The sequence below is a fragment of the Bradyrhizobium aeschynomenes genome, assembly GCF_013178945.1.
GTDB lineage: Bacteria > Pseudomonadota > Alphaproteobacteria > Rhizobiales > Xanthobacteraceae > Bradyrhizobium > Bradyrhizobium aeschynomenes.
Map to the genome: position 1 here is coordinate 979188 of NZ_JABFDM010000001.1, position 12852 is coordinate 992039.

General features: G+C 65.6%; 14 protein-coding genes. 4 read left to right on the plus strand and 10 right to left on the minus strand.

The window, feature by feature from the left end:
• Nucleotides 1-280 precede the first annotated feature (280 nt).
• From HL666_RS04445 to HL666_RS04460, 4 genes are all read right to left on the minus strand, one after another.
• Complete coding sequence (locus HL666_RS04445) at nucleotides 281-1603, minus strand: lipase family protein (protein ID WP_172180090.1); 1323 nt, start codon at nucleotides 1601-1603, stop codon at nucleotides 281-283.
• A gap of 302 nt (nucleotides 1604-1905) precedes the next feature.
• Nucleotides 1906-2157: an exodeoxyribonuclease VII small subunit gene (locus HL666_RS04450; protein ID WP_172110659.1), complete on the minus strand. Its 252-nt coding sequence runs from the start codon at nucleotides 2155-2157 to the stop codon at nucleotides 1906-1908.
• Between the two features lie 100 nt (nucleotides 2158-2257).
• On the minus strand, nucleotides 2258-3187 hold the full coding sequence (locus HL666_RS04455) for a histone deacetylase family protein (RefSeq protein WP_172110658.1): 930 nt from the start codon (nucleotides 3185-3187) through the stop codon (nucleotides 2258-2260).
• A 112-nt stretch (nucleotides 3188-3299) separates the two neighbouring features.
• Nucleotides 3300-4976, minus strand: coding sequence for a bifunctional metallophosphatase/5'-nucleotidase (locus HL666_RS04460; RefSeq protein WP_172110657.1), 1677 nt, complete (start codon nucleotides 4974-4976; stop codon nucleotides 3300-3302).
• A 99-nt stretch (nucleotides 4977-5075) separates the two neighbouring features.
• Between HL666_RS04460 and bla the strand changes: the two genes are divergently transcribed.
• Nucleotides 5076-5963, plus strand: coding sequence for a subclass B3 metallo-beta-lactamase (gene bla, locus HL666_RS04465; protein WP_172180092.1), 888 nt, complete (start codon nucleotides 5076-5078; stop codon nucleotides 5961-5963).
• Between the two features lie 3 nt (nucleotides 5964-5966).
• On the opposite strand, the gene solA is transcribed toward bla, so the two are convergent.
• Both solA and HL666_RS04475 read right to left on the minus strand, forming a co-directional pair.
• The gene (solA, locus tag HL666_RS04470; protein ID WP_172110655.1) at nucleotides 5967-7151 is read right to left on the minus strand and encodes an N-methyl-L-tryptophan oxidase; all 1185 of its coding nucleotides are present in this window, start codon (nucleotides 7149-7151) and stop codon (nucleotides 5967-5969) included.
• Between the two features lie 21 nt (nucleotides 7152-7172).
• On the minus strand, nucleotides 7173-7937 hold the full coding sequence (locus HL666_RS04475) for a crotonase/enoyl-CoA hydratase family protein (protein ID WP_172180094.1): 765 nt from the start codon (nucleotides 7935-7937) through the stop codon (nucleotides 7173-7175).
• Nucleotides 7938-8171: 234 nt separating this feature from the next.
• On the opposite strand from HL666_RS04475, the gene HL666_RS04480 reads away from it, so the two are divergent.
• Complete coding sequence (locus tag HL666_RS04480) at nucleotides 8172-8972, plus strand: hypothetical protein (RefSeq protein ID WP_172180096.1); 801 nt, start codon at nucleotides 8172-8174, stop codon at nucleotides 8970-8972.
• A gap of 9 nt (nucleotides 8973-8981) precedes the next feature.
• On the opposite strand, the gene HL666_RS04485 is transcribed toward HL666_RS04480, so the two are convergent.
• Nucleotides 8982-9350 carry a hypothetical protein gene (locus tag HL666_RS04485; RefSeq protein ID WP_172110652.1) on the minus strand — a complete coding sequence of 123 codons (369 nt, stop codon included), beginning with the start codon at nucleotides 9348-9350 and terminating at the stop codon, nucleotides 8982-8984.
• A 1-nt stretch (nucleotide 9351) separates the two neighbouring features.
• Entirely contained in the window at nucleotides 9352-9747 is a 396-nt protein-coding gene (locus HL666_RS04490; protein WP_246741445.1) for a hypothetical protein, read from the minus strand.
• A 393-nt stretch (nucleotides 9748-10140) separates the two neighbouring features.
• On the opposite strand from HL666_RS04490, the gene HL666_RS04495 reads away from it, so the two are divergent.
• The gene (locus tag HL666_RS04495) at nucleotides 10141-11409 is read left to right on the plus strand and encodes a DUF892 family protein (protein WP_172111265.1); all 1269 of its coding nucleotides are present in this window, start codon (nucleotides 10141-10143) and stop codon (nucleotides 11407-11409) included.
• A 340-nt stretch (nucleotides 11410-11749) separates the two neighbouring features.
• Here HL666_RS04495 and HL666_RS04500 read toward each other — a convergent pair whose 3' ends face one another.
• Entirely contained in the window at nucleotides 11750-12007 is a 258-nt protein-coding gene (locus HL666_RS04500; RefSeq protein ID WP_172180098.1) for a hypothetical protein, read from the minus strand.
• Nucleotides 12008-12270: 263 nt separating this feature from the next.
• Nucleotides 12271-12429, minus strand: coding sequence for a hypothetical protein (locus HL666_RS34100; protein ID WP_246741446.1), 159 nt, complete (start codon nucleotides 12427-12429; stop codon nucleotides 12271-12273).
• Between HL666_RS34100 and HL666_RS34105 the strand changes: the two genes are divergently transcribed.
• Nucleotides 12419-12682 (plus strand): hypothetical protein, encoded by a 264-nt coding sequence (locus HL666_RS34105; protein ID WP_172133251.1) that lies wholly within the window; start codon nucleotides 12419-12421, stop codon nucleotides 12680-12682. The two genes, HL666_RS34100 and HL666_RS34105, sit on opposite strands and share 11 nt — an antisense overlap.
• Nucleotides 12683-12852 lie beyond the last annotated feature (170 nt).

Here is a 12852-nt window from a genome sequence, read left to right on the forward strand (position 1 = left end):
CGGATCGAGGCCGCAGACCGGACCCTAGCCGGCATTTGGATCGATCTATGTGATGTAAGTCACTCTTGGTGGCCTTGCCGTCCTCGTTTGTCGCCCAAGATCGCCAAGTCGTTCAGCCAAGTCAGTTTTACCAGCTTTTGCAAGCGCTTAAGTTCCATCCCCTGAGGAGAATGGGCACTTCCAAAAACCCGCAGTTCCGAGAAGCTTTACACCAAAGCGCGTCTTAAAGCCAACCCGGCGCAAGATGGCAAGCCCGCAAAGGGTACCTGCACGTCAGACCTCAACCTCGGCGGCGTACCAGAGGTTCCATGGAGCTGCTCAAATCGACGGCAGCCGCGGCTCCGCAATAGACCGGAGAGACCAGCTCCGTCCAGGCTTTTTCCCGCGATGCAGAATCGGTTGCGGTCGCGATGGCGAGCGCTGCTGCCGGCCGAGCCATGCGTTCGCGTAAGGGGATCGGCCCGCACACGATCATGAAGAAGTCATAGGCATGCGGCCTTTCGTTGGCCATCACGAACTGGAAGTGGACGCGGAAAAACTGCCAGCGAAACGCATTGTAACGGGCGGGTCGGATGATCTCGCGAAAGCGAACCGGCACAATCGTCGGATTGCGCCTGGTGTCGCCGACCTCGACGCCGTGCGCGGTGATCGGATCGAACTGGAAGAAGTTCATCACGTCCTTGCGCGCTTGGCAGTCGATCCAGTCGACTGAAGGCTCGATCGCCAACCGGCGCAGATGATCGCGGAAATCGCCGGCCGCCCGATGAAAGCCGATGATGGGAAAATTGCCGCCGAGCGTCAGCAGCAGCAGTCGCGGACCGTGACGGCCGAGCGCAGGATCGAGATTCAAGGCGCGCGCCAGCATTTCCGCGGCGAGGAACGAGCCTGAGCTGTGGCCGACGATGACGATCTCATCGGCCTCGCTGCGAGCTGCGACCTCGGTCAGGTAGCGCGCGAACCGGTCGATGCGCGCGTCCCATTCGGGGCGTTGGCGGTGGGCGAACTGCCAGGTCCAGATCGTGTCGCACAGTAGATATAGGACGTAAGTCTGGTTTTCGAATGTACGCAGCGCAGCCCAGAGCAGGGCTGCGAACGTCGCGGCGCCTGCGATCCAGCCGAGAAGAACGGGGGCGCCGATCGCGTCGAGGCCGCTGCTGACGCCGAAGCCGATCGCAGCACAGGCGGTCGCCTCCAGCAGCAGGATGATGTGCGGCCAGGTGATGAAGGTGGCAAAGCGCCAGTTGGCTTTCCAGAACCGCGCGATGGTGCCGTGCGCCACGAGCCGCAGATAGATCCAAACCGCCTGCAGCACGATCCGCCAGATCGGTGCGGCCAGATCGCTCTGAATGAAATCCTCGAAACGGAGGAAGTCGTAGTTTGTTCGGGTGGTCCAGCCGGGGCCGCTGATGTCGCCGGTGCTGGTCTCGATCGACCACGACGTGATCTCGTCATCCGTTCGGCTGTGAGGACGGCTGATCGTGGTTGCGAACTGGTACAGGCGGCCAAACTTGCGCAGCTCGGTGCGGAACATGCGATAGTACTGCGCAAGGCCCCGAGGATCGTAGCCCTGCACGTAGATCACATGACGGGTCTGCACGCGCACGAGGGTGTTGGGCCTCCCAAAAAATCTTCGAGAAACAGCGTTAATGGATCGAGCCGGTGTGAACGCAAAAGACGGTTGTAACGATCAGGAGTTCTCCTGAACGGGGACTATAGCACCTCGGTAGGAGCGCCAAGGGCCCCTTTGCCCCAATTTCGGCCGATATGCACGATTGGGATGCGGCACACCCCGCGGTTAATCCGCGCAGGCGGGCTCTAAAATAATTTTCTCGAGCTGGCGGTCCGCGCTCGAACCCTGAGGCCGGAACGCGAGCGCCGGTCTCCAGGGGACTCCGGCAGCTTCCGCTACTGTACGTCGAGCGGCACGGTCCCGGTCGCCCGGCCGCCCGCGTCGGTGGTGATCTTCTCGACCCGGGCCTCTGCCTGCCGCAGCAGCTCCTCGCAGCGCCGCTTCAGCGCCTCGCCGCGCTCATAGATCGCCACCGATTCCTCCAGCGGCACCTTGCCGTCCTCGAGCCGTTTGACGATCGATTCCAGCTCCTCGATCGCGCGCTCGAACGACAGCTTCTTGACGTCGGTTACGGTGTTGTCCGCCATACGGGTTCCCTGCAGATCACTCAACTCCGGGGCCGTGCTTTTACACTTCGGTCGTGCCCCTGTCAGGCCCTGCCGGGGTGGATCGGTCGGAAACTGGGGATTACGCCCCGGTCAGCGCCGCGACGTGGGCCGAGACGGATTCTTTAAGGCCTTGAAGATCATAGCCGCCCTCCAGAACGGAAACGACGCGGCCGCCCGCGGTCTTCTCGGCGAGTTCCATCAGCTTGCGGGTGACCCATCCGAAGTCCTCCGCCCGGAGGTTCAGCGACGCCAGCGGGTCGCGATAATGGGCGTCGAAACCGGCCGAGATGATCACCAGCTCCGGGCTGAACTTGGTCAGCTGCGGCAGGATCAGGTTCTCGAAGGCGGAGCGAAACTCGAGGCTCCCGTCCTCGGAAGCCAGCGGCGCGTTGACGATGGTGTCGTGCTCGCCGCGCTCGCCACGGGCCCCCGTGCCCGGGAACAGCGGCATCTGGTGGGTCGAGCAGTACATCACGCTCTTGTCGGCCCAGAAGATGTCCTGGGTGCCGTTGCCGTGGTGGACGTCGAAATCGATGATGGCGGCGCGTTCGATGCCGAAGGTGCGCTGGGCGTAGCGGGCAGCGATCGCGACGTTGTCGAAGAAGCAGAAGCCCATCGGCTTTGCGATCTCGGCGTGGTGGCCGGGCGGGCGCACCGCGACGAAGGCGTTCTTGTGCCGCCCCGACATCACGGATTCGGTCGCGGCGACCGCGCCGCCGACGCCGCGCATGACCGCTTCCCAGGTGCCCGGCGACATCGAGGTGTCGCCGTCGAGATAGATGATGCCGGATGTCGGCGCCATCTGGCGCAGCTCGGTGACGTAATGCTCGTTGTGGCACAGCAAGGCGAGCTCGATGTCGGCCTCCGGCGCCTCGTCGCGGTCGAGCAGGGCGAAGCGCTCCTCGGTCAGGGCCTCCTCGACGGCGCGCAGGCGGTCGGCACGCTCCGGGTGGCCGGACGGCGTGGCGTGATCGAGGCAGGCTTCATGAGAGAGATACAGCGTCGACATCAGGGCTCTGCCACTCGCGCGTTGCGGGAACGCCCAATCTATGCGCTGAACACGGGCTCGGAAAGAGCCCTGACGGCGATATGGCCGGGTTTCCCGCCGCGTCGGCCGAGCGTCACTGGGTCTTGTTGACGATGCGGTCGCGCGGCGGCGGGGCCAGCGGGCTGTTGGCCTTGAGATAGGCGAACAGCGCCTCGTCGTCATAGGAGCCGACGATCGGATCGCGGCCGCTCTTGAACGCGGTGAAGCCGTCGCCGCCGAGTGCGAGATAGTTGTTGAGGGTGACGCGATAGGACGCGGCGGGATCGATGACCTTGCCGTTCAGCGTCATTGTTGCCGCATCGATGCGCGCCCCGGCCGGCTGCTTGGCGTCGAACGCATAGCTGAAGCCGCGGGAGATCTGCAGGATGCGCGGCCGCGCCGGATCCAGCCATTGCTGCTCCAGCGCGGCCTTGATCTCGGCGCCCGTCAAGGTGACCGTCATCAGCTGGTTGCGGAACGGCTGGCTGGCGAACACGTCGGCATAGGTCACCGCACCGTCGTCCCGGCGCGCCAGATCGTTGCGGATGCCGCCGGGATTCGTCAACGCAATGACTGCGCCGCCCTTGGCTGCTGCCGATGTTGCCGCGAGCTGGGCATCGGCGATGACGTCGCCGAGCACACTCTCGCCGGATGCGTTCGGCAGGCGGGACAGCACCTGCGTGATCGCGCCCGCAGGACGGTTGGCGATGGGCGCAGCGAGCTTTTCGTAAGCGTCGATCAGCGCCGTCTGCGCCGGATCCTGCGGCAGCGTGGTGTCGACGACGATGTTGGTCGCGACGGCGCTGGTCACATCGCGCGTCGTGCGGTCGAGCTTGACGTCGATGGCCGTCACCAGCGTGCCGAACTTGTCGCCCGAAGTGACGAGCCGCTTGTCGATCGTGCAGACATAGGCCTGATGGGTGTGGCCGGAGATGACGATGTCGACGGCGCTGTCCAGGTCCTTGACGATGTCGACGATCGGACCGGACAAGCCCGGGCATTCGTTCATGCCGCCGGACGGCCAGCCGCCTTCGTGGATCAGCACGACGATCGCCTGCACGCCCTTGGCCTTGAGCTCGGGGATCAGCGCATTGATGCTCTCGGCCTCGTTGCGGAAATCGAGGCCGGCCGCGCTCGCCGGCGAGATGATGCCGGACGTCGCCTTCAAGGTCAGACCGATGAAGGCGACGGGGATGTCCTCGAAGGTGCGGATCTCGTAGGCCGGAAACACCGTCTTGTCGGTGCCCGCAAGAAATGTCGACGCGGCGAGATAGTGAAACTTGGCTCCGGTGAACGGCTTCGGCCCGCGGCAGCCGTCGGTCGGATGACAGCCGCCATTCTGCATCCGCAGCAGCTCGTCCTTGCCCTCGTCGAACTCGTGATTGCCGACGGCGGACAGAGCCAAGCCCATCTGCGACATCGACTCGATGGTCGGCTCGTCGTGGAACATCGCCGACAGGAACGGGCTGGCGCCGATGAGGTCGCCGGCGGCGACGAAGATGGTGTTCGGCTCGCCGTCCGACAGCAGCTTGACCAGGCTCGCCATCTGCGCTGCGCCGCCGGCCGGCACCACGCTGCTCTTGGTCGGATCGGCGGGATCGGCGACGCGGATGCCGGAGGCGGGCGGCTTCAGATTGCCATGAAAGTCGTTGATGGCGAGGATGCGCAGCGACACCGGCTCGTCCTCGGCGGAGGCAGGCAGAGCGGCCAGGCTGCCTGCAGCGGCGCTGGCCAGCAGGGCGGCGAAGGCGAGACGGTGGAGCAGGCTCATGACGGGTCACGTGTGATGCGGGCGGCGCGGCGCGATTGCCTCGACGCGGTCGCAATGACATAAAAAGGTTTCATAACAACAATACATCGGGAGTCCGGAATGAAAAGAATGATGCTGCTTTCCGCCGCGCTGTCGCTCGTGGCCGGCTCCGCTGCAGCGCAATCACTGCCGGATCTCATGAAGCAGATGATCGCCGCGTGGAATAAGCCGACCGAGCCGTTCAGGGTGATCGACAACATCTACTATGTCGGCACCAACGGGCTCGCCTCCTATCTGATCGCGACGCCGCAGGGGCACATCCTGATCGACACGGTGATGCCGGAATCGACCGCGCAGATCGAGTCCAGCATCGGCAAGCTGGGCTTCAAGGTGGCCGACATCAAATACATCATCAACACCCACGCCCATATCGACCACACCGGCGGGCTCGCGCAGATCAAGCAGGAGACCGGCGCGCAGATGGTGGCCGGCGCCAAGGACGTGCCGCTGCTCGAAGGCGGATTCTATCCGGGCCGCGAGGAGGAGAAGCACCTCAACTTTCCGCCGGTCAAGGTCGACCGCGCGGTGCGCGAGGGCGATACGGTCGTGCTCGGCGGCGTCACCTTGACCGCGCATGAGACGCCGGGCCATTCGCCGGGCTGCACCAGCTGGACGACCGATGTGAAGGACGGCGAGGCGATGCGCAGCGTCATCTTCTTCTGCAGCGCCACCGTGGCGCTGAACCGGCTGGTGGGACGGCCGACCTATCCGGGGATCGTCGACGACTACAAGAAAACCTATGCCTGGGCGAAAACCGTGCATCCCGACATCATGCTCGCGCCGCATCCGGAGATGTATGGCATGGCCGACAAGCGCGCAAAGATCGTGGCGGGCGAGCCTAGTCCGTTCGTCAGGCCGGGCGAGTTCAACGCCTATCTCGACCGGCTGGAAACGCAGTTCAACGAGGGCCTCGCCAAGCAGACGGCCGCGCTGCAGTCCAGCAAGTAGCCGTCACCGGGTGCACAGCCGGTCCAGCGCGAAGCCGGAGACGTCGACGCGCGGCGGGGCGCCCATCGCCATCGCCGCGAGCGCCTCGCCGACCGCCGGCGAATGCTTGAAGCCGTGGCCGGAGCAGGCCGAGGCGTAGATGACATTGTCATCGGCCGGATCGCGGTCGATGATGAAGCGTCCGCCGGGCGCATTGGTGTAGAGGCAGACCTCGCTGCGCAGGCATGTGGGCCCGAGATCCGGCACGAACGGGCGGACGTATGTCTCGTAGGTCGCGGCGATTTCTCCCAGCGTGACCTCGCGCGACACGCGATCCGGATCGGCCTCGCCGGTCATCACCTCGTTGGCGATCTTCACGCCTTTGGCGGGCGAGCCGAGCCAGGGAAAGCCGTAGATGTCGGACGCGGCGCGCTCGCGGCCGCTGACGTCCCAGATGAAGACCGGCGCTTCGGGGCCGAAGCGCTCCGGGTTGGACAGGATCTCGAACCAGTACAGCACCTGACGCGTCACGTTCACCCGCCGCTGCAGCGGCGCGATCAGCTCGGTGATCCACGGCCCGGTGGTGACGATCAGCGTCGTCGCCGAGGCGCTGGCGCCGTCATCCATGGTCACTGTGAGCGCGTTGCCGACGCGGCGGAACGCGGTCACGCGCCGGCCCGTGAGCAGCTCGGCGCCATGGCGCGCGGCGACGGCGAGCTCGGTGCGCACGCAGTCCTCGACCAGGAGATAGCCGCCCTCGCGATCGAGAAAGGCGCGGTCGCTCGCCGCAGTGGCGAATGCCGGATAGTTCGCGCGCAGCCGCTCCGGCGACAGCGTTTCGCCGTCGACGCCATGCAGCCGCGCCGCCGTCTCGATGTTGGCGAAGAACTGCGCGCTCGTGACACCGTGCACCTCACCGCCATGCCGGCTCGGGATGAACAGGCAGCCGCATTGTTCGAACAGGCGCGCGCCGGTCTCGCGTTCGAGCTCGCGCCAGATGTCGTGCGAGCGCTGCGCCAGCGGCGTGTAGTCGACGCCTTCGCCGATCGCCGCGCGGGTGATGCGGGTCTCGCCATGGGTCGAGCCGAAACGGTGCGGCGGCTGGAAGCGGTCGATGCCGAGCACGCGCTGGCCCGCCTTGGCGAGATGCAGCAATGCGGCGCTGCCGACCGCGCCGCAGCCGATCACGATGACATCAAACTGCGCCATGCGGATGCGAAGACCCCAGCGTCACTTTTTTGTCTTGCGCGACAGGAATGCCTTGAAGGCGCCGATCGCCTCGTCCGAGGTCATGCGCTCGGCGAACAGATAGGCCTCCTGGTCGATGCGGCGGGTCAGCTCGTCCGGCGGGGTGCGGATCAGCTTGCGCCCGATCGCAACCGCCTCCGCGGGCAGCCGGCAGATGTCGCGCGCCACCTTGTGCGCCTCGACCTCGGTATGCCCCGGGGCCACCACCGTGTTGACGAAGCCGGCGATCTGCGCGTCTTCCGCGGTCATGGTGCGCCCCATCACCAGCATCGCGAATGCGCGCTGATAGCCCATGGTCTGCGGCATCAGCAGGCTCGAGGCGCCTTCCGGCACCAGGCCGAGATGGATGAAGGGCGTGGAGAACGTCGCCGTGGTCGAGGCCAGCACGTAGTCGCAGTGAAACAGCATCGTCGTGCCGATGCCGATCGCGACGCCGTCGACCGCGGCGATGATCGGCTTGACGTTATGCGCCAGCGAATACAGGAACTTGGTCGCCGCCGAGGTGCGCACGGCGTCGCTGCCGGCACTGCCGGCGTGCAGAAAGTCTTCCAGATCATTGCCGGCCGTGAATACGCCGGAGCCGCCGGTGATGATGATGCAGCGCACCAGCGGATTGTTCTGCGCGGTGTCGATCGCATCGCTCATGCCGAGATACATCGCCTGCGTGATCGCGTTCTTCTTCTCCGGCCGCCGCAGCTTGATCGTCCGCGTCTCGCCTTCGTCGGTGACGATCAGATGGTCGGTCATGGGCCCCTCATGCGTCTGTCCCGGCGGCCGCGATGCCGCCGGTGATCATCGAGTCGATGCTGTCGCCCGAGCCTACATCATCCGCCAACCGCGCCAAAGGCTGAAGCGGCGCGGGCGGCAAGGTGGCGTGTGGCTGGCAATGGCCGCACGTCGTGGTTTATGATTGGTTTGCGACCGCAACGCGGCTAAATGTGTGCGCAGGTCGAGCTGCGGTCCACCTGGAAGGCTGATCCCATGACACGAGTGGTTTCCGTGCTGCTGTCGCTGCTGCTGTGCAGCGCCTTCACCGGCGCTGCGCGGGCCGGCGCCATCGATCGCGCGCTGCTGTCGCTGTTCTGTGCGCCCAAGGCGATTGCCGGCGCGACCTGCAAGGACGCGAAATCCTATCCCAACTTCAGGGGTGACCGCTGCGACGTCAAGCTCAGCGAGAAGCGCCAGCAGGGCCGCTTCGTGGATCCCGGCAAGCCGCTGCTGATCGTGAGCTATGGCAGCGAGTGCGAGCCGCACGCGACCGACTGGGGCGGCTCGGTGCTGTTCGAGCAGACCGGTCGCGGCTATGTCTTCCGTGGCTATCAGCCCGGCATGCAGGTGGACGAATGCATGATCGCCGGTCAGGCGGGCGGGCTCGACGTGCTGGTCTGCCTGACCGGGCATATGGGGCAGGGCTTTCTGGAGACCGCGGTGGCGCGGGTCGGCTTCAAGGGCCGCGCGCGCATCGAGATGTCCTACGACTTTCTGCTCACGGCTTCGGATTCCACCGGCGCCTACACGTCCAACGTCGTCACCTGCTCGGAGCAGTTCAAATATTTCGGACTGTCGAGGCTCGCCGCCGGCCCGCGCCCCGGCACCGTCGTCGCGCAGGCGGATTATGCCGACAGCGATACGATCACCAAGGCCTGTGCCAAGGGCTTTCCGATTCCGAAGGATGCTCAGGACTATGAGATCGCGCCGGGCGAGGCCTTCGTTCCCAACCCCTACGTCAAGAGCGGCAGCGTCCTCATCGACATCTTCCGCCGAACCGTGACGTTGCGCTGAGCGCTGCGCTCAGCGCGCCCCGTCCGTGCGCGGTGGCGCGGCGGGCGTGCGCGGCGCGCCCGTCGGCGCCTGCCGCACGGCCTCGCGCCGCAGCGCCTGCTCCAGCACCGCGAGCCGCGTCGCCATGCGCGTCAGCTCGTCATGCATCGAGGTCTGGACGCCCTGCACGGCGTGCTGCACCTCGCGCAGCGCGTCGCGCTGCGTCTCCGCCTTGAGCACCCTGAACTCGGCTTCCATCGTGGTGAGGCGCTGGTTCAGCGTCCGGATCGCCTCGGCGATCTCCTTCTGGCCGTCCTGCAGCGCGCGCACGTGATCGACCAGCCGCAGATGATCGGTCAGCTCCTCGACCGTCTTGCCGATGTTGCTGCGGCCCCACATGCTACTTCACCGACCGCAGCAGCGTCCGGATCGTCGCCAGATGGTCCTCGGGCGAACCGAGCCGGGACGAGATGGCGCTCATCAGGTCCTTGCGCAGCTCCGACAACTCGTCCTCGGGCACGATCCGCTCGGCCGGCTCGTCATGCGGCATCCGCCGCGGCTCGACCTCGAGGGGGCGGGGCTCGAGTTGGCGCGGCTCGACGTCGAAATAGGGCGGCCGTTCGTAGACCGGGATGTGCGGCGCCTGGCGCGATGAGGTGACGCGCGCCAGGCCGGGAAATCGCGGTGGCGGCGTCCGCGCCGGGTGTTCGATCTGATCGATCAGCGCAGCCAGCGCGACGTCCATGTTGCTGTCGTCGGGTTCGTCGTCGACAAAATGGTAGGACGGCTTCCGCACTGTCGCCCCATTTGCGGGCGAGGATGACGTGAGTGACGATGCGTGGTCGCGGAGTCGCTCGATGACCCGGCGGACTCGCTCGCCGAGACCTGGCTTCTCCCTGGCCGGTGTTCGCATCAACATGTCACTCTCCAGCGGAACAGCTTAGGCGAGCAGGGAAAACCTTAGCAAGAGGCAGTTGTTGAGCTGCCAACAGGATGTCGTGCCGGTCACGTGGATTCCGGCAGGTTCCTTGCGAGATCGTCTCGCCGCCCTCCCCTCTCAGTGCGACTCACCGTGCATAAGACAAGGATCGTAGACGCAGAGCCGCGCCTGTTCCTCGGCAGACGGTAAGGAACAACCATGGAAGCGGGCCGTTCCGACATTGCCTTCCCCAGGAATATCGAGGTCCCCATGTATCACCACGTCAAGAAGCTGATGTTCACCGTCCGTGTCGACGAGCCCGATCCGCGTTTCGGCAACATGCTGCTGGAGCAGTTCGGCGGCGCCAATGGCGAGCTCGCTGCCGCCATGCAGTACTCCATCCAGGGCCTCAATTGCGAGGACCCCGATCGCAAGGATCTGTTGATGGACATCGGCACCGAGGAACTGAGCCATCTCGAGGTGGTCGGCACGCTGGCCCGCATGCATCTCAAGCCCGCCAAGTTCGACCGCGAGGCCGCCGAGGCCGATCCGCTGATCGCGATCGCCGGCGGCGGCGGCGTCAACCTGTTCAACTCGCAGGGTAATCCGTGGACCGCCGATTATCTCAAGATCACCGGCGAGCTCGACGTCGACCTGCGCAGCAACATCGCGGCCGAAGCCCGCGCCAAGATCGTCTATGAGCGGCTGATCAACTTCACCGACGATGCCGGCACCAAGGACGCGCTGCAGTTCCTGATGACCCGCGAGATCACCCACATGAAGGCGTTCGCGCTGGCGCTGGAGAGCATGAACAAGCCGGCCTTCAGCATCGGCCGCATCGCGCCGACGCCTGGCCTGGTCGATCAGTTCTTCAACGATTCCACCGGCGCCGGCGACCATGGCGAGATCGACACCCGCGGCCCCTGGAACGAGGGCGGCGACTGGGTCTTCACCGAATCGCCGGCGATCCAGGCCGGCGAGAACGGTACGTCCAGCGCGATCGTCACCGAGAGCTCACCGCCGGTCGATGAGGCCGGCCTCGGCGATCTCCTGATCGAGGAGCTGCGTGACATTCTCCATGCCGAGAAGCAGCTCACCAAGGCGCTGCCGAAGATGGCCGAGGCCGCGCGCTTCGACCAGCTGCGCGAATTGTTCGAGCAGCATCTGGTCGAGACCGAGGCGCAGATCGAGCGCATCAACGAATGCTTCGAGCTGCTCGGCAAGACACCGCGGGCAAAGCCCTGCAAGGGCATGATGGGTCTGGTCGAGGAAGGCCAGGAGATCATCGCGCAAGGCGAGGACAAGGAGGATGCCGCCGCCGATCTCGCGCTGATCGGCGCCGCACAGCGTGTCGAGCATTACGAGATGTCCGGCTACACGACAGCTCGCAACCTTGCCTCGCAGCTCCGCCACAGCGCGGTGGTCGCGCTGCTCTCGAAGTCGCTGGCCGAGGAGGAGAATGCCGACCAGCTTCTCAACCAGGTCGCCCGCTCGCTGATGTCGGTGGCCAAGATGCCGGCGGCGATCGAGCAGGCGTGAGGGGGCGTAATCGTAGGGCGGATGAGCGCAGCGTCATCCGCCGTCGTCCCAACCAAGACGGCGGGTTACGACATCGGCTAACTGAATTACCGCCCTACGAGTCCGGACTCTCTCCCAATCGTCATTCCGGGGCATTCGCGCGCAAACGGCGCAGCCGTTTGAAGCAGCGCGAATGAGCCCGGAATCCATAACCACAGGCCTCGGTGCGAAGCGAGCACTCGCCACATCCCGCTCGCACCTCATTGCCATCGTGAGTAGGGATTCCGGGCTCGCCCTGCGGGCGCCCCGGAATGACGAGGGAGGAGCAATGGCAACAGCGAAGCCAATATGGGCCGCCATCTCACTCCGTATAGCTGCGCCACCGCTCCGCGCGCCGGATATGCACCGGTGTCAGGCAGCGTCGCGCACGGTTGATCTGCGCATCGGTCGCGCCGCGGCTGCGCGCATACATTTCGGCGACCTCGGCCGTGTACTTCTCGACGTAGTAGCGGACATCCGAGCACGACATCCGTGTCTCCGGACCCACCTCGTTCGCCGCTCGGACGTCGGAACCCATCGCCAGGATCACCAACCCCGCGCCGATCACTCCCCGCAACATCGACATTCTCCCCGTTGTCGTCGCCAACGACCAACAGGCGCGACTCGGAGCGAAGGCGCAAATTAACAATGACGGACGCGTGACGTCGCCTGCGCAGTGTTGCTCGCCAGCGTCACCGACCGTGATGGCTGAGCAACGCCTGCAACCGACGACACGGCTGACTGATACGGACCGGTTACCTGTTCCTGCGACGGAACCCTATGAGGATGGGAGCGCGACGCGATCGACGCAGCACGAAGACGGATCAGTCGTCGCGCGCGATCTCAGGCGGTCACGTCCGCGCTCGTGCTGCCGCTCTTTGCCGTCGCCGTTGCGCCTTGCGCGTTGTAGGTCGGTGCGCCCTTGGTGCTGGAATCCGAGCTGGCGGCGGTCTTGGTCACCTCGCTCGAACCGTCAGAATAGGTGATCGTCGTGGTGGTCATGCCGTCGAGCGTGATCGACACCTCGCTGACCACGGTCTTGCCCGACGATGAGCCGCCGCTCCCGGACGAGCTTTCCGACGTGCTGCCCGATGAGCTGGTTGCCGTTGTGGCCGACGTCGACGGGGCGGATTGGGTGGCGGAGGCGGACTGGGCCGAGCCGGTGCTGACGGCCGTCGTGACGGAGCTGATCGACATGGAGGTCTCGCATCAAGAAGAGGGGCAGCGCTGCGCGGATGCGCAGCTCGTGTCTTGAACGCAGCTTCGCTCCGAAGCTGGCGCGACGAGTTGCGTCCGATTATGTCCGGATGCGTCCGCTCTGATGGAGGCTCAGGCGGAGACGTGAAGAGTAGGGCGGAGTAGCGGAGCGTAATCCGCCATGGCTTGGCGGTGAATTGGCGGGTTACGCTCCGCTAACCCGCCCTA

Coding starts and splice junctions, on each gene's coding strand:
- HL666_RS04475 (WP_172180094.1), bottom strand. CDS start 7,937: ATGACCGACCATCTGATCGTCACCGACGAAGGCGAGACGCGGACGATC.
- HL666_RS34100 (WP_246741446.1), bottom strand. CDS start 12,429: ATGACCACCACGACGATCACCTATTCTGACGGTTCGAGCGAGGTGACC.
- bla (WP_172180092.1), top strand. CDS start 5,076: ATGAAAAGAATGATGCTGCTTTCCGCCGCGCTGTCGCTCGTGGCCGGC.
- HL666_RS04460 (WP_172110657.1), bottom strand. CDS start 4,976: ATGAGCCTGCTCCACCGTCTCGCCTTCGCCGCCCTGCTGGCCAGCGCC.
- HL666_RS04485 (WP_172110652.1), bottom strand. CDS start 9,350: ATGTGGGGCCGCAGCAACATCGGCAAGACGGTCGAGGAGCTGACCGAT.
- HL666_RS04495 (WP_172111265.1), top strand. CDS start 10,141: ATGTATCACCACGTCAAGAAGCTGATGTTCACCGTCCGTGTCGACGAG.
- solA (WP_172110655.1), bottom strand. CDS start 7,151: ATGGCGCAGTTTGATGTCATCGTGATCGGCTGCGGCGCGGTCGGCAGC.
- HL666_RS04455 (WP_172110658.1), bottom strand. CDS start 3,187: ATGTCGACGCTGTATCTCTCTCATGAAGCCTGCCTCGATCACGCCACG.
- HL666_RS04500 (WP_172180098.1), bottom strand. CDS start 12,007: ATGTTGCGGGGAGTGATCGGCGCGGGGTTGGTGATCCTGGCGATGGGT.
- HL666_RS04450 (WP_172110659.1), bottom strand. CDS start 2,157: ATGGCGGACAACACCGTAACCGACGTCAAGAAGCTGTCGTTCGAGCGC.
- HL666_RS04480 (WP_172180096.1), top strand. CDS start 8,172: ATGACACGAGTGGTTTCCGTGCTGCTGTCGCTGCTGCTGTGCAGCGCC.